General features: G+C 45.8%; 23 protein-coding genes. 3 read left to right on the top strand and 20 right to left on the bottom strand.

Annotation, left to right across the window (positions count from 1 at the left end):
* Positions 1-7: 7 nt before the first annotated feature.
* A complete protein-coding gene (gene hflX / locus CEF20_RS06315; protein ID WP_100331006.1) occupies positions 8-1267 on the bottom strand; it encodes a GTPase HflX in 1260 nt (419 codons plus the stop codon).
* Between the two features lie 179 nt (positions 1268-1446).
* Between hflX and CEF20_RS06310 the strand changes: the two genes are divergently transcribed.
* Positions 1447-2052: a trimeric intracellular cation channel family protein gene (locus CEF20_RS06310; protein ID WP_100332019.1), complete on the top strand. Its 606-nt coding sequence runs from the start codon at positions 1447-1449 to the stop codon at positions 2050-2052.
* A 49-nt stretch (positions 2053-2101) separates the two neighbouring features.
* Here CEF20_RS06310 and CEF20_RS06305 read toward each other — a convergent pair whose 3' ends face one another.
* The 17 genes from CEF20_RS06305 to CEF20_RS06225 form a co-directional block, all read right to left on the bottom strand.
* The gene (locus tag CEF20_RS06305; RefSeq protein ID WP_100331005.1) at positions 2102-2755 is read right to left on the bottom strand and encodes a CoA transferase subunit B; all 654 of its coding nucleotides are present in this window, start codon (positions 2753-2755) and stop codon (positions 2102-2104) included.
* Positions 2752-3453: a CoA transferase subunit A gene (locus CEF20_RS06300; RefSeq protein ID WP_100331004.1), complete on the bottom strand. Its 702-nt coding sequence runs from the start codon at positions 3451-3453 to the stop codon at positions 2752-2754. The genes CEF20_RS06305 and CEF20_RS06300 overlap by 4 nt, the downstream gene beginning before the upstream one ends.
* Before the next feature lie 16 nt (positions 3454-3469).
* The gene (locus tag CEF20_RS06295) at positions 3470-5008 is read right to left on the bottom strand and encodes an acyl-CoA carboxylase subunit beta (protein ID WP_100331003.1); all 1539 of its coding nucleotides are present in this window, start codon (positions 5006-5008) and stop codon (positions 3470-3472) included.
* Between the two features lie 12 nt (positions 5009-5020).
* Positions 5021-5803: an enoyl-CoA hydratase gene (locus CEF20_RS06290; RefSeq protein ID WP_100331002.1), complete on the bottom strand. Its 783-nt coding sequence runs from the start codon at positions 5801-5803 to the stop codon at positions 5021-5023.
* Positions 5787-6719 (bottom strand): hydroxymethylglutaryl-CoA lyase, encoded by a 933-nt coding sequence (locus tag CEF20_RS06285; protein WP_100331001.1) that lies wholly within the window; start codon positions 6717-6719, stop codon positions 5787-5789. The genes CEF20_RS06290 and CEF20_RS06285 overlap by 17 nt, the downstream gene beginning before the upstream one ends.
* A gap of 9 nt (positions 6720-6728) precedes the next feature.
* Positions 6729-6941, bottom strand: a complete 213-nt coding sequence (locus CEF20_RS06280) for an acetyl-CoA carboxylase biotin carboxyl carrier protein subunit (RefSeq protein ID WP_100331000.1) — start codon at positions 6939-6941, stop codon at positions 6729-6731.
* 12 nt (positions 6942-6953) lie between these two features.
* Positions 6954-8312, bottom strand: coding sequence for an acetyl-CoA carboxylase biotin carboxylase subunit (locus CEF20_RS06275; RefSeq protein ID WP_100330999.1), 1359 nt, complete (start codon positions 8310-8312; stop codon positions 6954-6956).
* Positions 8313-8330: 18 nt separating this feature from the next.
* Complete coding sequence (locus tag CEF20_RS06270) at positions 8331-9965, bottom strand: AMP-binding protein (protein WP_100330998.1); 1635 nt, start codon at positions 9963-9965, stop codon at positions 8331-8333.
* A gap of 21 nt (positions 9966-9986) precedes the next feature.
* The gene (locus CEF20_RS06265; RefSeq protein ID WP_100330997.1) at positions 9987-11129 is read right to left on the bottom strand and encodes an acyl-CoA dehydrogenase; all 1143 of its coding nucleotides are present in this window, start codon (positions 11127-11129) and stop codon (positions 9987-9989) included.
* A 78-nt stretch (positions 11130-11207) separates the two neighbouring features.
* Positions 11208-11843, bottom strand: a complete 636-nt coding sequence (locus tag CEF20_RS06260) for a TetR/AcrR family transcriptional regulator (protein ID WP_100330996.1) — start codon at positions 11841-11843, stop codon at positions 11208-11210.
* Between the two features lie 191 nt (positions 11844-12034).
* Entirely contained in the window at positions 12035-12970 is a 936-nt protein-coding gene (gene spoVK, locus CEF20_RS06255) for a stage V sporulation protein K (protein ID WP_100330995.1), read from the bottom strand.
* A 141-nt stretch (positions 12971-13111) separates the two neighbouring features.
* The gene (locus tag CEF20_RS06250) at positions 13112-14437 is read right to left on the bottom strand and encodes an alanine/glycine:cation symporter family protein (RefSeq protein ID WP_100332018.1); all 1326 of its coding nucleotides are present in this window, start codon (positions 14435-14437) and stop codon (positions 13112-13114) included.
* A gap of 102 nt (positions 14438-14539) precedes the next feature.
* Positions 14540-14773, bottom strand: a complete 234-nt coding sequence (gene hfq, locus CEF20_RS06245) for an RNA chaperone Hfq (RefSeq protein WP_100330994.1) — start codon at positions 14771-14773, stop codon at positions 14540-14542.
* A 37-nt stretch (positions 14774-14810) separates the two neighbouring features.
* Positions 14811-15755: a tRNA (adenosine(37)-N6)-dimethylallyltransferase MiaA gene (gene miaA, locus CEF20_RS06240; protein WP_100330993.1), complete on the bottom strand. Its 945-nt coding sequence runs from the start codon at positions 15753-15755 to the stop codon at positions 14811-14813.
* Positions 15756-15967: 212 nt separating this feature from the next.
* Positions 15968-17620 carry a glycerol-3-phosphate dehydrogenase/oxidase gene (locus tag CEF20_RS06235; RefSeq protein WP_100332017.1) on the bottom strand — a complete coding sequence of 551 codons (1653 nt, stop codon included), beginning with the start codon at positions 17618-17620 and terminating at the stop codon, positions 15968-15970.
* 152 nt (positions 17621-17772) lie between these two features.
* Entirely contained in the window at positions 17773-19266 is a 1494-nt protein-coding gene (gene glpK, locus CEF20_RS06230) for a glycerol kinase GlpK (protein ID WP_100330992.1), read from the bottom strand.
* A gap of 35 nt (positions 19267-19301) precedes the next feature.
* A complete protein-coding gene (locus CEF20_RS06225) occupies positions 19302-20114 on the bottom strand; it encodes an MIP/aquaporin family protein (RefSeq protein ID WP_100330991.1) in 813 nt (270 codons plus the stop codon).
* A 403-nt stretch (positions 20115-20517) separates the two neighbouring features.
* Here CEF20_RS06225 and CEF20_RS06220 point away from each other — a divergent pair, with 403 nt between their 5' ends.
* Positions 20518-21276, top strand: coding sequence for a polyphosphate kinase 2 family protein (locus CEF20_RS06220; protein ID WP_100330990.1), 759 nt, complete (start codon positions 20518-20520; stop codon positions 21274-21276).
* A 111-nt stretch (positions 21277-21387) separates the two neighbouring features.
* Here the strand turns inward: CEF20_RS06220 and CEF20_RS06215 are convergent, their stop codons facing one another.
* On the bottom strand, positions 21388-21942 hold the full coding sequence (locus CEF20_RS06215; RefSeq protein WP_100330989.1) for a glycerol-3-phosphate responsive antiterminator: 555 nt from the start codon (positions 21940-21942) through the stop codon (positions 21388-21390).
* 549 nt (positions 21943-22491) lie between these two features.
* On the opposite strand from CEF20_RS06215, the gene CEF20_RS06210 reads away from it, so the two are divergent.
* Positions 22492-24237: an ABC transporter ATP-binding protein gene (locus tag CEF20_RS06210; RefSeq protein ID WP_100330988.1), complete on the top strand. Its 1746-nt coding sequence runs from the start codon at positions 22492-22494 to the stop codon at positions 24235-24237.
* 78 nt (positions 24238-24315) lie between these two features.
* Here the strand turns inward: CEF20_RS06210 and CEF20_RS06205 are convergent, their stop codons facing one another.
* Positions 24316-24885 carry a YdcF family protein gene (locus CEF20_RS06205; RefSeq protein ID WP_100330987.1) on the bottom strand — a complete coding sequence of 190 codons (570 nt, stop codon included), beginning with the start codon at positions 24883-24885 and terminating at the stop codon, positions 24316-24318.
* Positions 24886-24916 lie beyond the last annotated feature (31 nt).

Genomic DNA, 24916 nt, shown 5'->3' with positions numbered 1-24916 from the left:
CTCTCCCTCAACTGTTTACTTTATATTTTTCGATCGCTCCATAGACGGGGTGATCGGTAAATGAATAGCCCATTATAAAATAAGCTTGTTCCGCTTCACTGTATTTTATTTGTTCCACGATTGTTTCGGACTGCAGCTGTGATATTAATTTTCCTTCTGCGGATGGAATTTGCGCATAATAAGCGGTCATCTGCTCCTTCAGCATCCCTTCGATCTGTTCTTTTAACCGCTCTCGATCGCTCGGGTTAAGCGCACTGATCAGCAGGCTTTTCGCCTGCGAGGAAGGAACAAATTCCGAATGGACTTGATCCTTTTTGTTATAAACGGTCAGCTCCGGCAAATGATCCATTTCAAGCTGCTTCAGAAGCTCCCTCACAGTCGCTTGATGCTGGGCGTAATCGGGATTGGAGCTGTCAACTACATGGAGGATCAAGTCCGCTTCGCGCACTTCTTCCAGCGTGGAACGGAAGGCGGCCACTAGCGTGGTGGGCAAGTCCTGAATAAAACCGACTGTATCGGTTAAAATCGCTTGGTAGCGGCTAGGAAGAACCAGCTTTCTTGTCATAGGGTCTAAAGTGGCAAACAATTGGTTTTCTTCCAATGAATCAGAGGATGTCAGCCGGTTAAATAAAGTCGACTTGCCGGCATTTGTGTAGCCGACAAGCGCAATTTGAAAAGCTTTATTTTTTTTGCGGCGGCTGCGGTAACGCTGCCGATGTTCAACTATGATTTGCAGCTGGCGTTTAATCTCGTCTATTCGCCGGCGTATATGGCGGCGGTCAGTTTCTAATTTTGTTTCTCCCGGCCCTCTCGTTCCAATGCCGCCGCCCAATCTGGACAGGGCGGCCCCCTGGCCGGCAAGCCTTGGAAGCAAATATTGCAACTGAGCGAGTTCAACTTGAAGCTGGCCTTCTCGAGAACGCGCGCGCCGAGCAAAGATATCTAATATTAATTGGGTGCGGTCAATCACTCTCGCATTCAGCTGAGCTGATAGGTTTCGCACCTGACTCGGAGACAGCTCATCGTTAAATACGATTAAGTCCGGTTCGAACTCCTCCTCCAGCTGCTTAAGCTCCTCAACTTTCCCCTTGCCTATATAGGTGCTTGGGTGAATGCGGTCTCTTTTTTGCGTTAACATGAGAACAGCTTCTCCTTGCGCCGTCTCGATCAGTGAAGCCAATTCATCCATGGAATAAAAAAACTGGCCATCCTGTTCATCTAATTGACAACCGACCAGAATGGCTCTTTCTTTTAGGTCATTGTTCAATGAGGTTCCCACTTTCCTAAAAATTTTCTACCATTCATCTTACCAAAAAATACGTATAAATACTAATGCGTTAGACATAGATAGGCCATTTCCAAACAGCTGGTACATTTCAGCCGCTCATACTATAATGAATTTCTCGATGATTCTTTCAATTGAAGCGAGGAGGAGACTATATGGGGATCACATGGGAGGTCTTTACTGTCATCGGAACGGCAGCATTTGCTATCTCCGGAGCGATTGTCGCAATGGAGGAAGAATATGATCTGTTTGGAGTATATGTACTGGGAATGATCACAGCGTTTGGCGGCGGGGCTATTCGCAATCTGTTAATCGGAGTGCCCGTTTCTGCTTTATGGGGACAAGGAGGATTTTTCCAAATTGCTTTGCTATCGATTACTGTCTTTCTTTTATTCCCCCATAATCTTCTGAAGCACTGGCCTGTATGGGGAAACTTCTTTGATGCAATCGGATTGTCCGCTTTTGCGATGCAAGGCGCGCTATTTGCTGCCAGCATGTCGCATCCCATCAGCGCGGTGATTGTCGCTGCCGTGTTGACAGGCAGCGGAGGGGGGCTGATCCGCGATCTCCTCGCCGGACGAAAACCCGCCTTGCTTCAAAATGAAATTTACGGCGTATGGGCAGCGGTCGCCGGCGGAATCATTGGCTTCAATATCGTCCATTCAACGCTTGAGCTTTGGTGTCTGTTCATCGCCATTACCGTGCTTCGGGTGCTTTCTTATAAATACAATTGGAAGCTTCCTCGAAGATCGCTTAGCTCCGAATGACAAAGCCGCCCCCTCATCCTGTGGACGAGGGGACGGAAGCTTGCTCTTCTTAATAAGCGTGAAGCTTAACATCTTCACTGATAACTAATTCTGCTTCAGTGCAATCGATCACATCCTGAACAGAATATCCATCAGCCACTTCTATCAGCTTTAAGCGCCCATCTTCCACATCCATTACTGCCCGATCGGTAATGATTCGCTGGACGACTTCTTTTCCTGTCAGCGGCAGCTGGCATTCTTTTAATATTTTGGACTGTCCGCGCTTATTGACATGATCCATAATGACAATCGTTTTGCGGGCACCGTGAACGAGATCCATCGCTCCTCCCATGCCTTTCACCATCTTGCCCGGGATCATCCAATTGGCCAAATCGCCATTTTGAGAGACTTCCATTCCGCCTAGAATCGCAACGTCAATATGTCCTCCGCGAATCATGGCAAAGGATTCCGCGCTGTCAAAATAGCAAGCGCCCCGAATGGCTGTCACGGTTTCTTTGCCGGCATTAATTAAATCCGCATCCACTTCTGCTTCCGCTGGGTACGGACCAATCCCGAGCAGCCCATTTTCCGACTGCAGCACCACTTGCTTATCATCAGAAATAAAATTGGCGACTAATGTTGGCATGCCTATGCCTAAATTGACGTAATGACCGTTGTCTATTTCTTTTTCGGCACGCTTTGCAATCTTTTCCCTCATCTTCATGAAGATCCCTCCTTTCTAATGGTTCTTTTTTCTATCCGCTTTTCTTGAGCGCCTTGAATAAGAGCCTGAACGTAAATTCCCGGCGTATGAATACATTCCGGGTCCAATTCTCCTGCCTGCACAATCTCTTCTGTTTCGACAATTGTCACTTTGCCGGCCGCAGCCATCATCGGGTTGAAATTGCGGGCTGTTTTGTTGTAAACGAGATTGCCCATCTCATCCGCTTTCTGCGCACAGACAAGACTGAAATCCGCGGTCAAGGATTCCTCTAATAAATAACTTTTGCCATTAAATTCACGAATTTCCTTTCCTTCAGCTACAGGCGTGCCCACCCCCGCTGGAGTATAAAAAGCAGGGATGCCGGCGCCGCCTGCACGAATTTTTTCTGCCAGCGTCCCTTGAGGCGTTAACTCCACCTCCATTTCACCCGCTAACATTTGCCTTTCAAACTCTTTATTTTCTCCCACATAAGAGCCTATGATCTTTTTGATTTGCTTGTTTTCCAGCAGCAATCCAAGCCCCCAATCATCGACTCCGCAATTATTAGAGATCACGGTTAATTCCTTGACTCCGGAGGCGGCCAGCGCTTGAATTAAATTTTCCGGTATTCCGCATAAGCCGAACCCTCCCACCATCACCGTCATTCCATCTTTGATTTCAGAAACAGCTTGGTGAAAATCTGTATAAATCTTCTTCATCGCCCTTTCCCCCCTCCTACACTGGATGAACACCATGTTTGCGGTCTGTAAAATGCAAATATTTTGACATATATGCATCCAATCTGGCGGCAAGTTCACTTCTAAGATTATTCGGTTCCACAATATCATCTATAATCAGTTCAGAAGCTAAGCGGTAAATATCAATATCGCGACGATATTCTTCTCTTTTTTCATGAATAAAAGGCTGGCGTTCAGCTTCTGGAAGGGAAGCAATCTTATTCGCGTACACGGCATTTACCGCTGCCTCCGGTCCCATCACCGCAATCTGCGCGCTAGGCAGCGCCAGACAGCAGTCCGGTTCAAAAGCAGGGCCAGCCATCGCATATAGTCCGGCTCCATAGGCCTTACGCACAATGACGGTCATTTTGGGAACCGTTGCTTCACTCATAGCAAAGATCATTTTGGCGCCGTGGCGAATAATCCCCGCCTTTTCCACATTTGTTCCGATCATGAATCCGGGCACGTCAGCAAGGAATAGCAGCGGAATGTGAAACGCATCGCACAGACTGATAAATTTCGCTGCTTTGTCAGCCGAATCATGGAACAAAACGCCCCCTTTTACGCGGGGCTGATTGGCGATAATCCCGACCGGCAGCCCATTTATTCGGGCAAGTCCTGTGATCAGCTCAGCAGCAAACCGCTTCTTGATTTCACAGAAGCTATCTTCATCGACCAAGCGATCAATCAATTGATACATATCGAAAGGGGCGTTTTGATTTTTCGGAATTAATTCTTCAATCGTTTTTTCGAATCGTGCCGGCGCTTTCGGAGCGGCAGGCTCAGGCTTTTGCTTATAGCTTTTCGGGAAGTAGGTTAAATACTTGCGGACGTATGCAATCGCTTCTTCTTCTGTTTCTGCCAGCACATCGCCGCAGCCCGAAATGGTGCAGTGCATTTTAGCGCCGCCCATTTGCTCGAGTGTCACTTTTTCTCCAATCACCATTTCCGCCATCCGCGGTGATCCTAAATACATGGAGGCATTCCCGTCCACCATCACGACGATATCGCAGAAGGCCGGAATATAAGCTCCACCTGCAGCAGAAGGTCCGAACAGCAAACATATTTGCGGAATTTTGCCTGATAATTTGACTTGATTATAAAAAATCCTGCCTGCTCCCCGGCGGCCCGGAAACATCTCCAGCTGGTCGGTAATGCGGGCCCCGGCAGAATCAACAAGATAAAGCATCGGACATTCCAGCTTCTCTGCTGTTTCCTGAATGCGAATAATCTTTTCAACTGTTCTTTTTCCCCACGACCCTGCTTTCACAGTTGAATCATTTGCCATAACGCAAACCGTTTGACCATTGATCTTTCCCATTCCGGTTACAACACCATCGGCAGGCAAACCGTCAGCCAGGACATTGGCAAACAGTCCGTCCTCCACTTGCAAATCGTCATCAAACAGCAAGCGAAGCCTTTCTCTGACGAATAATTTACCCTGCTCTTTGTTTTTTTCGTGATACTTTTGTTTGCCGCCTTTTACGACTTCTTCTTTCTTCTCGTTATAAACAGTCTTCAGCTCGGCTTCATTCATCTCTTTGTTTCCTCACTTTCCTTGGTATTGGGGCGGCCGCTTCTCAGCAAAAGCGCGCAGTCCTTCCAGACGATCCTCCGTGGCAATTAATGATTGGTAGGCAAGCCGCTCGATTTCCAATCCCGCCGTTAAACTCACTTGCATGCCTTGATTGATCGCTGTCTTCGCTTGCATTAAGGCCAAGGGAGCATTTTTCACTATTTGTTTCGCCAAGTTTAATGCAAACTCCCGCAGCGCTTCCGGCTCAACGGCATACTCCGCCAGACCGATTTGCTCCGCTTCCTCAGCGCTAAGCTTTTTCGCAGTAAAGATTAATTCCTTCGCTTTCCCGACCCCGATTAAACGGGGCAATCTTTGCGTTCCCCCTGCGCCCGGAATGATAGCTAAAGACGTTTCCGTCAGTCCCATTTTCGCCCGTTTGGACACGATGCGGATATCGCAGGCTAACGCCAGCTCTAATCCTCCTCCGAATGCCGCTCCATTCACTGCAGCGATGACTGGCTGAGGTAATGCCTCCACCTCATGAATGGTTTTCCCGATCAGCTGAACAGTTTGCTTTACCTCGGCTGCGGTCATCGTCTTGCGCTCTTTTAAATCCGCGCCTGCACAGAATGCTTTTTCACCCGCACCCGTTATTAACACAGCCCGCACGGAGGAGTCATGCCTGATTTGGCAAATGGCCTCACGCAAATCGCCTAATAGCCGCTTTGAAAGAGCGTTGGCAGCGTGCGGACGATTCAGCGTAATGACGGCGATCCCCTCTTCTCTCCTTTGAACATCAACGCTTTCTTTCAAGCTCTTGCCCCCTTTTTAGTTGGCGATGAATCTCCATTTGTCTGCTTCTTAACGGCTTTGCTAATATCGCCTCCATGTATTCTCCAGCTGCCACTAAAGCTTCCATTTGCACTCCTGTTTCAATCTTCATTTCAGCCAGCATATACAAAAGATCCTCTGTCGCTACATTTCCAGCAGCACCCTTGGCATACGGGCAGCCCCCGAGTCCTCCGAGAGCGCTGTCAAAAGTGGTAATTCCCATTTCTAAGGATTTCAAGATATTCGCAAGCGCCGTACCGCGTGTATCATGAAAATGCATGGCCAGCTGCTCAACGGGAAAGTGCGGCAATATTTTCTCCAGCATTCCTTCTACTTGTGTAGGCACCGCCACACCGATTGTCTCCCCAAGCGATAATTCATCAATGCCCATTGAAAACAGGTGATCGGCTGCTCGGAGGACTTGCTCCGGTTCAACCGCTCCTTCATACGGGCAGGCAATGACGGTGGACAAGTAGCCGCGAATGGTTTTTCCCGCTGCTTTTGCTGCTGAAATCACTTCTTTAACCACGGGATATGTCTCGTTAATCGTCTTATTGATATTGCTTACATTATGGCTTTCACTCGCCGACATAAACACGCTGATTTCATCAACATTGCTTTGTAAGGCTCTTTCAAGCCCCTTCATATTGGGAACAAGTGCTGCATAGGTCACCCCCGGCTGCTTGTTTATAGAAGCCAGAACTTCCTTGCCGTCTGCCAGCTGAGGAATCCACTTGGGATGAACAAAGGAAGTCACTTCAATATAGGAAAGCCCGCTTTCGGACAATTGATTGACCCAAGCCGTTTTATGTTCTGTGCTTACTTGATGAACTTCGTTTTGCAAGCCGTCGCGCGGGCCTACTTCTTTGATTGTCGCTTTAATGGGAAGCGGCAACATGTACACCTCCTATTCAAGATCGATTAGCCGGTCAGCCTCGTTGACGAAATCCCCCTCCTGAATGTGCACCTTCTGAACTATGCCGCCTGTTTCTGCAGCAATGGGGATTTCCATTTTCATCGATTCTAAAATCACCACATCATCGCCAGCTTTCACTTCCTCTCCTTCTGAAACAAGGACTCTCCATACATTCCCTGCCATGCTTGCCTGTACAGTTGTCATTTGCATTCCCTCCTAATCAGCAGATATTAATTGCGGCAAATAGTATTCACTTACAAACTGAGTAGTCGTATTCCCTTTTAAAAACTGCTCATGGCTGATGGCTTGAAGCAACATCGGAATATTGGTTTTGATCCCTTCAATTTTGTATTGTTCGAGTGCCCGCTTGATCCGCCGGCAGGCTTCCTCTCTCGTTTCTCCCCATGCGATCAGCTTTCCGATCATCGGATCATAAAATGGCGTCACTTGCGAACCCGCCTCGACCGCACATTCATTGCGGATCCCCTCTCCTTCAGGCAATTGAAGAGCGCTGATTGTTCCGGGTGACGGGAAGAATGTTTTCGGATCTTCAGCATAAATTCTCACCTCAATGGCATGCCCACTTTTTCGCAGCTGTTCTCGCGTCATGGAAAGTCTTGCGCCCGAAGTGATTTTCAGCTGCTCCTCTACAAGATCGAGACCGGTAATCTCCTCGGTAACCGGATGCTCTACCTGAAGTCTTGTATTCATTTCGAGAAAATAAAAATGCTGCTCGCTGTCCACCAGAAATTCAATAGTTCCGGCATTTGTGTAGCCGATATACTGAGCCGCTTTTACGGCTGCGTCCAGCATTTTTTGACGGGTGTTTTCAGAAATAAACGGAGAAGGCGCTTCTTCTACTACCTTTTGATTGCGGCGCTGGATGGAGCATTCTCTTTCCCATAATGGCAGAATATTTCCATAAGAGTCGGCCAGAATTTGCACTTCGATATGATGTGAATGCGGAATATACTTTTCTAAAAACATCGTTCCGTTGCCAAAGAAAGATTGGGCGCGCTTTTTATTGCTGGCGAACGCTTTGATAAGCTCTTCTTCCGAATGGACGAGCTGCATACCAATTCCTCCGCCGCCGGCCGAGGCTTTCAGCATGAACGGATACCCTATGCTTTTGGCATATTGAGCCGCTTCCTCTTCGCTTTCTATAGGCCTATCAACCCCTTCAATGACGGGCACGCCGGCCTCCTTTATTGTTCGGCGCGCTTCAATTTTGCTTCCCATCGCCTCCATCACCTCAGGAGAAGGCCCGATAAAGGATAAGCCCGCCTCTTGGCATTTCCGGGCAAAGGCTGCATTCTCCGATAACAGGCCATAGCCCGGATGAATGGCTTCTGCCCCGCTGTCCTTCGCCACACGGATGATCTCCTCCCCGTTTAAATAGCTTTGATGAACAGGAGGCTTCCCAATGCAATACGCTTTATCCGCCTGGCGAACAAACGGCGCATCCGAATCGGCTTCCGAGTAGACAGCGACTGTACGAATCCCTAATCTTCTGCAAGTGCGGATGATCCGCAAAGCGATCTCGCCCCGGTTGGCAATGATGATCTTAGAAAACAATTGAATCTCCCCTTTTCTTTATTTCAGCAAATTAAGCGATTGCTCGCGAAGCTTAAACTTCTGAATTTTTCCTGAAGCGGTCATCGGGTATTCCTTGGTAAAGTGAATATATTTTGGAATTTTGTGGCGGGATATTTTCTCTACAAAATGTTCTTTTATTTCCTCTGCGTCCGCTGTTTCTCCCTCTTTTAAAATGATCCAAGCCATGATTTCTTCCCCGTATTTTTCATCTGGAACGCCAATAACTTGCGCATCCAATACTTTCGGATGCGTATAAAGAAATTCCTCAATTTCCCGAGGATAAATATTTTCTCCGCCGCGGATGATCATATCTTTCAAACGGCCTGTTATTCTGATATATCCTCTCTCATCCATTACTGCCAAATCTCCGGTATGAAGCCAGCCTTCTCTGTCAATGACTTCGTCTGTGGCTTCCTGGTTATTGTAATAACCTTTCATAACATGGTAACCGCGGGTGCAAAGCTCTCCTTGAACATTTGGGGGAAGCGCATCTGTTGATCCCGGCTCCACGATTTTGATCTCTACATGGGGCAGCGCTCGGCCAACCGTTTCAACTCGAAGCTCGATTGGATCATTCGCCCTTGTCTGCGTGATAACCGGCGATGATTCCGTCTGTCCGTAGCATATTGTTATCTCTTTCATATTCATTTGATTCATAACGGACTTCATTACCTCAATCGGGCAATTAGAGCCTGCCATGACCCCTGTTCTTAAAGTGGAAAGATCGTATTCCTGAAAATTCGGACTATTCAATTCAGAGAGAAACATCGTCGGAACCCCGTGAAGCGCTGTGCATTTTTCTGCTTCAACGGTTTGCAGAACTGCTTCAGGATGAAATTCCTCCACGGGAACCATCGTAGCACCAACCGCTGCACAAGTAAGTGTGCCAATCACGCAGCCAAAGCAGTGAAAGAAAGGAACGGGTATGCAAAGGCGATCTTTATGCGACAGCTCCATACACGAAGCAATATTTACAGCATTATTGGTCAAATTGCTGTGCGTCAGCATGACCCCTTTCGGAAAACCGGTCGTCCCGGATGTATATTGCATATTGATGACTTCGTCAGGCCGCAAGCTGCTAATTCGTCCATCAAGTTCGGCATCGCTTACTTGTTCCGCCATTTGCAAAAGATCCGACCAATTGTACGTCCCGCTGTATCGCTTCTCGCTTATAAGGATGACATTTTTCAATAGCGGCAAACGCTCAGATTGCAACTTTCCCGGCTCGCATTCCCGCAATTCAGGACATAATTCGAACAGTGTTTCAATATAAGAGTTTCCTCGATAGGCTTCCATTAAGATGAGTGTTTCGCTTTCTGATTGATTCAATAAATATTCCAGCTCTGCCTGGCGATAATTCGTATTGACCGTAATCAGAACAGCCCCCATCTTTCCAGTAGCAAACTGAAGGGTGACCCATTCGGGAACATTGCTTGCCCAAACAGCTATATGATCCCCTTTATGAAGGCCGAGCGCCATGAGACCTTTAGCAGCATTCCGGCATAACTTCTCAAATTCGCTATAGGTAAGTCGCAAAGGGCGGTCAGCATAGACGAGTGCCTCATGATCTGAAAATTGCCGGGCTCTTTCCGCTAACAATTCCCCTACCGTTTGTTCTAGTAAGCCGGTCATGATCTCCTTCCCCTCCATTCATTAGCAGCCGAGATGACGGGCGATCACCAAACGCTGAATTTCTGACGTTCCTTCCCCAATTTCAAGCAATTTGGCATCTCTTAAATACCTCTCTACCTCATATTCACGCATATAGCCGTATCCGCCATGAATTTGAATCGCTTGATTGCTTGCCCGAAAGCTTGTTTCTGATGCAAATAACTTCGCCATCGCCGCTTCTTTTCCAAATGGCTTGCCCTGGTCCTTAAGCCAAGCAGCTTTATAAACCAAATTCCTTGCTAATTCAACTTCTGTAGCCATATCCGCCAGCTTAAATTGAATTGCTTGAAATTTGGAAATCGGCTGCCCAAATTGAACTCTCTCTTTGGCATATTGCACAGCTTTTTCCAAAGCGGCTTGAGCAATGCCTACCGCTAATGCCGCAATAGAAATCCTTCCGCCATCAAGGGTGAACAGAAATTGACTGAATCCTTTTTGGCTGTCACCAAGCAAATTTTCTTTTGGCACGCGAACTTGATCTAAGATAATCTCACATGTATTCGAAGCGCGCACTCCCATCTTGTCATAATGGCAGGAGATCTTCACTCCCGGCGCATCGGTTGGTACGATGATAGCGGAAACGATTTTTTTTCCATCTTCCCGCTTCCCTGTAACCGCTGTCACAATTATTTGCCGGGCATACCCGGCATTGGTAATCCAGCATTTCTCACCATTAATGACGTACTCATCATCCTCTAATTCCGCTTTCGTTTGCGTTCCACCAGCATCCGAACCGGCATTCGGTTCCGTTAAGCCAAACGCCCCTAATGCTTCCCCTTTCGCCATGGGTACGAGCCATTCCTGCTTTTGCTTCTCCGTTCCGAAATAATAGATGGGGCTTGCGCCTAAGCTGATGGCCGCAGCGTAGCTCAACCCGGTGCCGCCGCATGCTTTTCCGATTTCTTCCACACTGATCGCATAGGAGATCGTATCCCCGCCTGCTCCGCCATACTTTTCAGGAAAAGGAATGCCGAGGAGTCCAAGTTCCCCCATTTTCTTGAAAGTCTCACGGCGAAATTCGGATGTTTCATCCAAGCGCTGGGCATAAGGTTTAATCTCTTGACTGGCAAAGTCCCTTACCATTTCTTTTAGCATCAGCTGTTCATTCGTTAATTCAAAATTCACCCTGACTCCCCCTTTTTAGATAATTCAAAAAATAAAACGGACTAGTCGGTCTCTTTCATGCAAATGAATAGCCAGCAATTAATTGACCGGCTGATTTTTGAGCAAATATTTGAAAGTTCCCGCATTGTCCCTTCCTTTTTCCGTTATTAAAGCATGCACCAATAAATCATTAAAAATCTCTGCAATTTTTTCAATAGATAATTCACCGTCTTGTTTAAACCATTTGTACGTCCAATTAACCATACCAATAATCGCCATCGTTGTAATCTCCGCAGGCACCTCCGGGCGAAAGTCACCGCTTTCCTGCCCTTCTCTAATCACTTGCAAAATAATCTTTCGGTAAGCATCCCGCTTCTCGTGAATTTCCTGTTGAAATTCTCCTTTTAAGTACGTGCTTTCTTGATAAAAGACGGTGATATGGGGCTTGTAGAGATCAAACACTTTAGTAAATGAAAGCACAATCGCACATAGCTTTTCCACCGGAGAATCGCAGTGGTGATAGGCTTCTTTAGCACGATTTAAAACGTAAGTAATGAACATATCATGAATATGATACAGCAGTTCATCTTTCGATTTGAAATTGTGATAAAATCCTCCTTTAGACGTTCCCGTTTCTTCCACGATTTGATCAACGGTTACCCCATGATAGCCGTACTTCTCAAACATCACCAACGAAGTATCAATTATTCTTTGCTTTAAATTCCGTTTTGGCATCCTCATCATCCTCTAATATGTATACTACCATATTTCATTTACTACACACAATCATTTTTCAGAAAATATAAAATAGTCTTTTATTTGTCCGCATTGACGGATAAGCAGCAAAAATGGCTGCCGTGCCATCTCTTTCAGCTGCTCCTCCATCAAGCTGATATAATCAAAGGACAGTCATTCATGCCGAAGAATCATTGCAGGCTGATGTCTTTTGCGTGAATGATCATTAAATCCCGATAGTTATAATTGCTTTCTTTCAATAACCGCACTGCGTGGCTGCGGATCGCTTTTTCTATCAAATTCCTCACATACCGGCCGTTTGAAAAGGTAGACGGGTGCTTTTCTTTAGCGATGATAAAATGTTCACGCAATTTCAATTTTGCTTCTTCATTGAATTCATATTGCTTTTCCGCCGCCATTTTTTCAGCGATGGCCATCAGCTGCTCGGCTTGATAATCTGGAAATTCAAAGACAAAAGGAAAACGAGATTCCAACCCGGGATTTAATGAAAAAAAATGATTCATTTCCCTTGGATACCCCGCCAGTATGAGAATAAATTCATTTTGCTTGTCTTCCATATGCTTTACAAGAGTATCAATCGCTTCTTTCCCGAAATCTTTTTCTCCCCCCCTGCCTAAAGAATATGCTTCATCAATAAATAAAATTCCGCCCATGGCTTTTTTGATTAAGTCTCTTGTTTTTTGCGCTGTGTGCCCGATATACTCGCCCACTAAATCCGCTCGTTCCGCTTCGATTAAATGCCCTTTGGAAAGTACCTTCATCTCATAAAACAGTTTGCCGATAATCCGGGCGACCGTCGTTTTCCCTGTGCCCGGATTTCCTTTAAACATCATATGCAACACCTGAGAGCCAGGTTTTAATCCGCTTGCTTCCCTTTTTTTGTTGATGAAGATCCAAGCATAAATTTCCCTGATCATTTGCTTTAGGTCATCAAGTCCGATTAAAGCATCCAATTCACTTTCGATGCTTTTTAAAACAGCGTGCTCTGTGGAGTTCGACCATTCGAACAGCTTGTCATTACGGGCTGGTTGTTGAACGCGGTCTTTTTTCGTATGCAGCACAACATTAATTTGTCCGTTATCTTTCAACCTTATTGGCTGCTTCATCTCCCTCACCCCATCAGCATTGTTGTAATTTGTCGAAGGATCACTTAATTTGCGCTTTCCCAAGAAATAATTTCCCTTTCTTCATTCTATTCATGACCTGAGAAAAGCATACATAAAAAGACAGCCGCAGCTGTCTTTCCATTAGTAAAGCTTCTTATATTCAAGCAAAGACTGGTGGACGGTCTTGCGCAAATACATCAAAGCAATCAAGTTAGGGATGATCATCAGTCCGTTGAAGAAATCGGCTAGCTCCCATACTAAATCGACTTGATGAATAACAGACCCGATAATAATAAATAATAATACGACCGTCCTGTAGATCTGAACTCCTTTGTCCTGCCATAAATATTTGACATTTAATTCTCCAAAATACGCCCAGCCAATAATGGTCGTGAAGGCGAAAAATAACAAACAAATCGCGATAAATATTTTCCCGCTCTCACCAAAGCCTGCAATAAAGCTCTGCTGAGTCAGAGCAATACCCGTTTCACCCGTTGTATAGGCACCCGATACTAAAATGACTAATGCCGTCACGGTACAAATGATAATCGTATCAATTAAAACACCTAATATTGCTACGAGCCCTTGCTCTGCCGGATGGCGAACTTTCGCTGTTGCGTGGGCATGAGGAGTGGACCCCATTCCCGCCTCATTGGAAAACAGTCCGCGCGCAACACCGTAGCGAATCGCTTCTTTAATGGTCGCTCCAAGCACGCCTCCGCCTGCCGCTTCAAATTGAAAAGCGGAAGTGAAAATCAGCTCAAAAACCGGAATAATTTCATTTCTAAATTGGAATAAAAGCACGACACTTCCGATTATATACAAGAGCGCCATAAAGGGTACTGTTTTCTCTGCAAACAAAGCGATCCGCTTGATTCCTCCAAACAGCACAAAGCCTGCCAGCAAAGCTACGGCGATTCCGATCCACATCGATGGAACGGGAAGAACTCCGTCAAAAGCAGCGGCAATAGAGTTAGACTGAACCATGTTGCCGATAAACCCTAATGCCAGTATGATAAATACCGCAAAAAGAACCGCCAGCTTTTTGCTTCCGACGCCGCGGTCTAAATAATAGGCCGGACCGCCGAGATACTCGCCATTCCTCTCCACGCGGTACTTTTGCGATAGTACAGCTTCAGCAAATATTGTCGCCATTCCTAAAAATGAGCTGACCCACATCCAAAAGATAGCACCTGGACCGCCGGCGGCAATCGCTGTAGCCACACCGGCTAAGTTTCCAGTACCTACTTGTCCAGCTACCGCCGTCGATAAAGCTTGGAATGAGGAAATGCCTCCGCTCTCTTTCGTATTTTTTTTAAAAACCACTTTAAAAGCTTTTGATACTTGCGTCAGCTGAACAAACCTCAATTTAAAGGTGTAATATACACCTGTGCCGAGCAAAGCGATGATTAAAAACCATCCCCATAAAAAACTATTTGCTGCTGACACTGCATTCCATACATCCACTTTCATCTGCTCCTTCTCTATTTGTACATCTATTTTAACTGATTTTCCCCATAAAAAAAACGTGTACAAGTAAATGTACACGCTTTTATCCGTTTTACCCGTTTATTCCTGCTCTTCTAATGAAATTGGAACGTTCCGCTGCGGAGCAAATGTGGAAATTGCATGCTTATATACTAACTGCTGCTTGCCATCTGATTCAAATAAAACCGTGAAATTGTCAAAGCCTTTTATATGACCGCGCAATTGAAATCCATTTAACAAAAATACAGTTACTAGCGTACCATCTTTACGCATTTGATTTAAAAACTGATCTTGAATGTTAATCCCTTGTTTCATGACTACTCCTCCTCTTTCTATCTATACATTAATAATTCTATTTCAAACGCAGCTTTCCTGCTAGGAAATCACTAATTTCTTTAATTTTTTCCGTTCGGCGCTTTTCATCGGTTACATCGAACCAGTCGACCGGCAATTTATTGCGGAACCAGGTGAGCTGACGCTTGGCATATCTTCTTGAATTTTGCTTAAGCTGATCCACCGCTTCTTCAAGTGTGCATTCACCAGCAAGGTAAGCAAATAGCTCTTTATAGCCGATGGCTTGGACTGCTTGCCCCTCTCGAATGCCCCGCTGCCACAAGCTTTCCACTTCTTGAAGAAGCCCCTCCTTCATCATTTGATCCACGCGCGCGTTAATGCGGCTGTAAAGCAGTTCGCGATCCATCGTCAATCCAATGAGGGCGACATCATACAGCTGCTTGGACTCCTGCTTTTCCAGATATTCCGACATTTTTCTTCCGGTGGTTTGGAAAACTTCCAAGGCTCGAATGACGCGGCGGACATTATTAGGATGGATCTTTTTAGCTGCCTCCGGATCCACTTTCAATAATTCTTCATAAAGTGCTGCTTTGCCAATCTTTTCGGCTTTTTCTTCGAGCTTGAGACGAAAGGCTTCGTCCCCTCCTTTGTCTGAAAAGCGATAATCGTAAATTACTGATTGTATGTATAACCCGGTTCCGCCCACAATGATGGGCAGCGCGCCTCTTTCGGTTATTTCTTTGATTTTCCTTCTTACGATGTCTTGAAATTCCGCAGCGGAAAAGGATTGATGCGGCTCTTTTATGTCAAGCAAGTGATGAGGAATCCCTTCCATTTCATCCTGTTTGATCTTCGCAGTGCCGATATCCATTCCGCGATAAATCTGCATTGAATCTCCGCTGATAATTTCTCCATTAAATCGTTTGGCCAAGTGAATGCTGAGCGCTGTTTTTCCAACCGCTGTCGGGCCAATAATCACGATAAGTTTATCAAGTTGCTGCAATGTCTTCCCTGCCTTTTGTTTTTTCTTATCGTAACATAAGTTTAGGCTCCTTGTTGATGATCATCATTCATTCTCGCCATTTTTTTCTTTTTTAAACCTATAAGCACGCCTTCTAATAAAAAGAAGGGACCCGATTCCCTTCGCTATCCATCGCTGGATATTAGCTGGTTTGCAGGAATTTGGTCCCTTCATCTTCCGTCGATAATTCAGGTTTAAGGCTGTACGTCAACTGGTGTTTCGGCATCTTGAATTTGCTGATTCAATTCTGCGGTGTAGGCTTTCTTAACAGCCTCATCCCAACCAAGCATCTCAGCCATCAAATCAATTACGGGTTCTTTATATTTTTTTGCCCATTCAATATTGAAAAATACAGCTCCAGTGCGGCGAATAAAGAAGTCAACCGGCTTTGTCGCCATCTCATGCTTCACGGCATACACCGCTTGCGCATAGACGTCTTTCGGCAGCATCGGATTCTGGTTCTCTTGCGCAATATTAAACAGCTTATCCACGTTTGAACCGTACATGCTGGCTAACCTTCTTCCCTGTTCTTCCGTTAGGCCGAAGGAAACCGCTTCTTTTGCTTTCTTGTCCACAAAAGACTGCAGATTTTTCGAGCCGCCGATATCTCCTCCTGAAATTGGCAGATGCCGTGTTTGAATGCCTTTAAATGATCTCCCCTCTTCCTCAGAAAGGCGCTTTGAAACAAGGTCGACTACAGTTTCGGCCATTTTGCGATAACCTGTCAGCTTTCCGCCGGCGATCGTCATTAAGCCGCTCTCTCCCTCCCAAAGCTCATCTTTTCGGGAGATTTCAGAAGGGTCTTTTCCTTCTTCATATATTAAAGGACGAACGCCGGCCCAGCTTGATTCCACATCTTTTGCTGTTAATTTCACTTCAGGGAACATATAATGAATCGCCTTCAAAAGATAATCACGGTCTTCAGCAAGCGTCTTCGGATTCGCTGTATCCTTGTCGAAGAATGTATCGGTCGTTCCTACATACGTTTTGCCTTCACGCGGGATGGCAAATACCATGCGTCCGTCCGGCGTGTCAAAATATACCGCTTGGTGCAGCGGAAACTTCGATTGATCAATGACGATATGCACGCCTTTCGTTAATCTTAGTTTCTTATTATTTGTGGAGTAGTCTTTTTTGCGGACGGCATCCACCCATGGACCGGCCGCGTTGACTACCTTCTTCGCTTTAATCTCGAGCATTTCACCGGTCAATAAATCCTTCGCCTTAATACCGGCCACTTTTTTGTTCTCATAAATGAAATCTTCCGCTTTTACATAATTAATGGAAAGCGCTCCTTCTTCAACGGCTTTTTTCATGACTTCAATCGTAAGCCGGGCATCATCCGTGCGATATTCCACGTAATAGCCGCCGCCGATTAAACCTTCTTTTTTAATCAGAGGTTCTTTTTGGAGCGTCTCCTCTCTAGAGAGCATCGATCTTCTCTCCGACTTCTTCACACCTGCGAGATAGTCATACACTCTCAGGCCGATGTTTGTTGAGAACTTTCCGAATGTCCCGCCTTTGTGCAAAGGAAGAAGCATCCACTCAGGCGTCGTCACATGCGGGCCATTTTCATAAACAATTGCTCGTTCCTTCCCTACTTCAGCCACCATTTTCACTTCAAATTGTTTTAAATAACGAAGTCCTCCGTGAACCAGTTTGGTGGAACGGCTTGATGTGCCGGCGGCAAAATCCTGCATCTCTACTACGGCTACTTTCATCCCTCTTGTTACGGCATCAAGCGCAATCCCTGATCCGGTTATGCCGCCCCCGATTACAACCAGGTCATATACATTAGACTGTAATTGATTGATTACATCGCTTCGCTGCATGCTTGAAAAAGTCATCATGAATTCCCTCCAGTTATTAAAGTACCCATTCACTCGCAAAAAAAAACAAAAAGAGACCGTCTAAACATAGCGAAATCAAACACTACGCCGATCGGTCTCTCTTAGTCTCCAGACAAGCTATTAACTTAATTCCATTATACTACAATGCCTTATAATTTGAAAGTCAAAGTTGCTTCAACGGCTTTTTTCCAGCCGCTGTACAGCTTTTGCTGCTGCTTTTTGTCCATTTGGCTGCGGAATTCTTTTTCCACACTCCATTGTGAAGAAATGTCACTGCGGTCATTCCAGAACCCAACAGCCAATCCGGCCAGATAAGCGGCCCCAAGCGCTGTCGTTTCATTAATTGTCGGGCGTTCCACAGGCACTTGCAAGATATCGCTTTGAAATTGCATTAAGAAATCATTTTTAACCGCTCCGCCATCCACTCGTAATTTTTTTAATGAAATGCCTGAATCAGCTTCCATAGCGTCTAGAACATCTTTCGTTTGATAAGCCAGAGATTCAAGGGTAGCCCGAATGAAGTGCTCCTTTGTTGTTCCTCTCGTTAATCCAAACACAGAACCGCGCGCTTCGCTGTCCCAATACGGAGTGCCGAGTCCAACAAACGCCGGAACGACGTACACGCCTTCGGATGAGCTGACGCGCGCAGCGTATTCTTCGCTGTCAGCGGCATCCTTTATCATCCGCATGCCGTCCCGCAGCCACTGAATAGCTGAGCCGGCAACAAAGATGCTGCCTTCAAGCGCATAATTGACTTTGCCGTCAATTCCCCAAGCAATCGTTGTCAATAAGCCATGTTCAGAGGTAACTGCTTTTTCTCCAGTATTCATCAGCATAAAGCAGCCAGTGCCGTAAGTGTTCTTGGCCATTCCTTCTTCATAGCAAGCTTGGCCGAACAATGCCGCTTGCTGATCACCTGCAGCTCCAGCAATCGGCACTTCACAGCCGAAGAAGTGATGGGGAGCCGTTAAGCTGTATACTTCAGATGAAGGACGAACTTCAGGAAGCATGGCTTTCGGCACATCCAGTATGCGCAGAAGCTCTTCATCCCATTTCAATTCATGAATATTATACATCAATGTGCGTGAGGCATTAGAGTAGTCCGTGACGTGAGCCTTTCCGCCTGAAAGCTTCCAGATAAGCCATGTATCAATCGTGCCAAATAATAGTTCCCCTTTTTCCGCTCTTTCTCTTGCGCCTTCCACATGATCCAAAATCCATTTTACTTTCGTGCCGGAGAAATACGCATCAATGAGCAGCCCAGTCTTCTCCCGAAATAAGGGATCATGCCCTTGTGCTTTTAATTCTTCACATATATCCGCTGTTTGGCGAGACTGCCACACGATGGCATTGTAAATAGGGCGTCCGGTTTCTTTCTCCCATACAACCGCCGTTTCCCTTTGGTTCGTAATCCCGATTCCGGCAATTTGCTCAGGCTCAATGCTGTTTTCTGATAAAACCGTAGCCATGCAGGCAAGCACCGTTCCCCAAATTTCATTAGCGTTATGCTCCACCCAGCCCGGCTTTGGAAAATGCTGCGTAAATTCTTTTTGAGCTGTGTAAGCTACTTCACCTTTTTGATTAAATAAGATCGCTCTTGAACTCGTGGTTCCTTGATCTAAAGATAAAATATATTTTTCCATCGGTTATTCCTCCTGTTTTAATCAACATGTGCCATTTATCGTTCTGTTTGAACATCCGCCTGGGTTCTTCCAAAGAAGAATGCTGCCGCTAATAAAACGGCTGTTGCAGCTAAGACTCCCCAAAATGCAGCGACCAATTCTCCGGCAAATACGGCTCTATAGAACAAACCGCCTAAAGATCCGCCCAGCGTCGGGCCTAATACCGGTATCCATGCATAGCCCCAATTGGATGATCCCTTCCCTGCAATCGGCAGCAAAAAGTGCGCAATTCTCGGTCCCAGATCCCGGGCCGGGTTAATGGCATAGCCTGTTGTCCCTCCTAGGGATAATCCAATTGCAACAATTAACAACCCTACAATAAACGGATTTAAGCCATCCGTAAATTTATTTGCTCCAATTGATAATATTCCCAGCGTCAAAATAAATGTACCGATTATTTCGCTTAATAAATTTGAAAATGTATGCGGTATTGCCGGTCCTGTAGCAAAAACAGCTAATTTCGTACCTGGATCGTCTGTCACCTTCCAGTGCGGCAAAAAGTGAAGATACGTAATCGCTGCTCCGATGATCGCTCCAATCATCTGAGCCAGCACATATCCCGGCACATCCGCCCAAGGAAAATCACCATTAAACGCTAAAGCAAACGTCACAGCTGGATTGAGATGCGCTCCGCTGAATTGTCCGACCGCATAAACAGCCATCGCAACCGCCAAGCCCCAGCCCCAAGCGATAACGAGCCATCCTGCTCCAAAAGCATAAGATTTTTTTAAATTTACATTCGCTACTACCCCCGCTCCCAATACAATTAATAAAGCGGTTCCAAGTAGCTCACCTAGAAATGGGGTCATGTGTTTCATCCTCTCAATTAAAATAAAAAGAGAACAAAAAAAGCACAACAAACGCCTTCATTCTACAGAAGGATCCAGCTGTGGTTCTCATTGTTCTCTATCACAAATTATTAACTTGCATCTATCATAAAATGGATTGAAAGCGTTGTCAACATTTTTTTAGGATCGGAATCAGAATTTTTGAACCTGCAAGCCGCCTTTCTCCCTGACCAAGGATGGCATGGGAAAGCAAAAGGCTAAGCGGGAAATCGCAGCAAGCAAATCGGCGACTCGTTCGGGTCTGCGCGAAGCAAGAGACGCTGCGATGCTCTCTTGAGTTACCCTTTTCACAATAAGGACAAAAAACCCACTGCCGAAAGCCCTCTCTTATGGTAAAATAGTACCAAAAGGAGGAACCTCAACTATGCAGAAACGATTAGCAGCTACCGATCTAACGAAAAAAATTGAAAGCAAAAAAACGTACAAAAAGCAATTAAAGCTGTACCAGCAGCGACTGCTCAGTCTTCAGCAGCTCTTATTTAAAGAAAAAATCGCCCTTATTCTCGTAATGGAAGGCTGGGATGCCGCGGGTAAAGGCGGAGCGATTAAACGCAGCACGGAAAAATTGGATCCTCGCGGCTTGCAGGTCCATCCTATTTCCGCCCCCGCTCCGCACGAGCTGCGCTATCACTATTTGCAACGATTTTGGCGAAAAATCCCGCAGCACGGGCAAATCGCGATATTTGACCGTTCATGGTATGGGCGGGTGCTGGTCGAACGGATAGAAGGCTTTGCTTCATCAGGTGAATGGAAGCGTGCCTACGAGGAAATCAATCAATTTGAGAAGCAATTGAGCGATGATCACTATATTATATCCAAGTTTTGGATACACATTAGCAAAGATGAACAAGAGAGACGCTTTCTTGAGAGAAAGCATAACCCGCTCAAACGCTGGAAACTGACGGACGAAGATTGGCGGAACCGGGAAAAATGGGACTTATATGAAGAAGCGGCTGAAGAAATGTTTCATAAAACAGACAAAGAATGGGCTCCATGGCATATTATTGCCGGAAATGACAAGCGTTATGCGCGAGTAGCTGTGATCCAACAAATTGTCGCTGACATTGAAAGCAATTTAATACAAAAAGGTATTGGACTGCCCGATTACAGCCAATTTGAATAGTTGGTAGGATACATACGCAAAATAATTGCTGATCAAAATGGCTGGCGCTGCCGAGCATATGAAATGGCAAAAAAGGAGGCTGATTGATTAAGAATCAGCCCCCTTTTTCATTTAATAAAAATGCTTCCATAAATCGCGGTTGGATGTGGTGATTGCACAGGCCCCAGCCTCCAAAGCAAGCTCCACTTCCGCCGGCTCCTCGATCAAGCCCCCGGCAAAAATAGGCTTACCGGTTTCTTCATGCAGCGTTTTAATGACTTTCGGCACTACACCAGGCAGCACTTCAATATAATCTGGATTGGTTTTTTCAATCAGTTTAACGCTGCGCTTTAAGGCGCTTGAATCAATAATAAAAGCCCTCTGAGTGACATAGAGGCCTTTTTGCTTCGCTTTTATAATCGCATTTCCCTTAGTTGACAGAATGCCGTACGGCTTTACATACTGAGCGACAAACTCAGCGGCATGTTCATCACTTGTAAGACCATGAATTAAATCTAAGTGCAAAAACATTTTTTTCCCGTGCTGCTTCGCATAATCAAACACGCTTTTAACCATCCCCACGTGCAAATCCAAGAACACTCCATATTCAAAGGGCGTGTCTAGCATCTTTTCAAAATCCTTCATTGTCCGAATAGCAGGCAAAATCTTTTGTCCATGAAAGCTCATCTGTATTCTCCTTTCCTCTTGACCGGCATTCTGAACCATTCGTCTCCCATTCACTCATTCCGTGCTCGATCTTTCTTCCTGATATATCCGCCATTTTCTATCTTTCTAGCAGGATAAAGCTCCCCTCTTGGGATCCCTGAGTGGGACTTGCGCTTTCCATGCTTTTGCTTTCATCATAAATGACCTTCTTAGTTCAGCTGTCTGCCTCTGAAATCAGTGATTGATACGCAAGAATTCTTTAAGAGAAACAGCAGCGCGATGTGAAAGATCCCCCCTATTTCTTGAAGGTTCACTTTATGTCACTGCAGTAAGATTCATTTACACCATCTTCTTATTTTAGGAGAAGATCCAGCTTACGTACAGCAGTTTTTGTTCATTTATCCAATTCATTGCAAAAAGATTTGGCCCTCACCTAACATAATGTCTTACAATAAAATTACAATCATTTTTTGGAGGTTATGATATGAAGAAAAGTTACAGCATTGGCCAAAGAAGAAAAATGGATAGGAGAAGCGATCATTTGCTATCAAGGAAAGGAGGAAAAAGCAGATGAAAAAGAATGATGAGCAGTCAGCTGCTTTACGCTGGAAATCCTTTCTGCAGATGTTTACGAAGAGCGAACTGTCCAAATGGATGATGATTGCTGCGGTTGCTTTAAGTTTGCTGGAAACGGCCGCGGGGCTAGTTGTCCCACTTTTCACACGGGATCTCGTGGATCAGCTAGCCGAAAATCAGCTGCGGGCTTCGGTGATTTTATGGCTGTGCGGAAGCTTCTTCATTCAAATCCTCTCAGGCGGCTTTTCATTTTATTTAATGAGTTATATCGGCGAATCCGTCGTCCAGTCAATTCGGCAGCGGCTATGGAAGCAAATTCTTGCTCTGCCGATCTCCTATTTTGACCAGCATGAATCCGGCGAAACGATGAGCCGCGTAACACAGGATACCAATATGATCAAAATGCTCATCAGCCAGCATCTGATTTCCTTTGTTACAGGCATTATTTCCATTATCGGAGCGGTCATTCTTCTATTAATGATTGACTGGAAAATGACGCTGATCATGATTGTAGCGGTACCGCTGGCTGTGCTGATTATTCTGCCGTTAGGACAAAAAATGTATCAAATTTCTAAAAGTACCCAAGAAGAAATGGCCGGATTTTCAGGTGATCTCGGCCGAGTACTGGCGGATATTCGTCTTGTTAAAGCCTACAGCTCGGAAAGCGCTGAACGGTCGAAAGGCTACCAGCGAATTCACCAGCTTTTTCAATATGGACTAAAAGAAGCGCTCCTTCAATCGGTGGTTTCTCCGCTAATGACCGTTATTATGATGCTCGTGCTCGTTGTATTAATTGGCTACGGAGGCGTTCGCGTCGCTTCTGGAGCGCTGAGTTCCGGCTCGCTTGTGGCCATTATCATTTACCTGTTTCAAATTGTTATCCCCTTCAGTCAAATGGCCGCTTTCTTCACTTCTTTTCAAAAGGCAATGGGCGCAACAGAACGGATTCAAGAAATGCTATTATTAAAACCCGAAGCAGAAAAGCAAGGCCAGCTCGCAGATGCCGCTTCGCAATCTATCTGCTTTAAAGACGTATCGTTCGGCTACTCTGAAGGCAAACCGCTATTGAATGACATCACCTTGACGATCCCTAGCGGCAAAACCACCGCTTTCGTCGGTCCCAGCGGCAGCGGAAAGACGACGCTGTTTGCATTGCTTGAACGGTTTTATCAGCCCGACAGCGGAGAAATCACACTAGGAGAAATGAACATCGCCTCGTTCCAGCTGGAATCCTGGAGGCAGCAAATCGGTTATGTTTCCCAAGAAAGCCCGATCATGTCAGGAACAATCTTTGAAAACATCCGTTACGGAATGAAAGACAAAGTTTCCATCGCAGAGGTAAAAAAGGCCGCTCAGCTGGCGAATGCCGCCGAGTTTATCGAAGCGTTGCCCGATCAATACGACACACCAGTCGGGGAGCGGGGAATGAAACTGTCAGGCGGGCAACGCCAAAGAATCGCTATTGCCCGGGCATTCATCCGCAATCCGAAAATCTTGCTGCTTGATGAGGCTACCTCCAATTTAGACAGCGGCTCGGAGCGGCTTGTGCAACAAGCTTTAGAAGAGCTGATGACCGGCCGGACCACTCTTGTGATCGCTCACCGTCTGTCTACAATCGTCAAGGCTGATCAGATCGTCGTCATTGAGAATGGACAAATTACTGGTATGGGCACGCATGAGCAGTTATACAATCAGCATCCTCTTTACCGCAAGCTGTCCGCTCAGCAATTAGAAAACTGATACCGCTTCCCCTTTGAACAGGCAAAAAAACTGCACCTCCAATTGTTGAATGGATGTCTGACAATTGGAGGCCGTTTTTTACTTGCCGGTAAGGTACCATTTAAAGATGGCAGCATATTCTCTAGCATATGCATGTATTTTAATCGCATCAGGCGTAGGAGCAGCAAGCGGGTACATTTTAATTCCTTGGCTTTCCGCGATTTTTTTCGATCTGTATAAGTGAAAATCATTGCTGACCACTACAGCTTCTTTGATATTCCATAATTTTTTAGAAAAGACAAAGTTTTCATAGGTAGAGGTGGAGCGCCCTTCAACGAAAATTCTCTTTTCCTCTATGCCATTTTCAAGAAAAAATTGTTTCAAAGCAGCTGCTTCTGTGATTGCCTCTCCCGGCCCCTTTCCACCTGAAACAATCACCTTGGTGTCCGGATTTTCCCTTGCATACTTTAAGGCTGTTTTCGCCCGTTCCTGAAGGCTTGGTGACATGTCTGTCCCATTCACCTTCGCCCCCAATACCATCAGAATGGGCACATGGCTAGGCGGCTGCTTAGAAGCCGTCTTTTTCATTTGATGATAAAGATAGGTACAGCCGCCGATCATCATCAGAATCAATAAACTGCCGACCACAAGTCCTTTCCTCTTTTTCATGCTGGCCCTCCTTATCTGTCAGTCTGTCTCG

The sequence above is a fragment of the Bacillus xiapuensis genome (genome assembly GCF_002797355.1).
Classification (GTDB): Bacteria; Bacillota; Bacilli; order Bacillales; family Domibacillaceae; genus Bacillus_CE; species Bacillus_CE xiapuensis.
The sequence above is the reverse complement of the archived record's forward strand: the minus strand, read 5'-3'. Positions and strand labels throughout refer to the sequence as shown.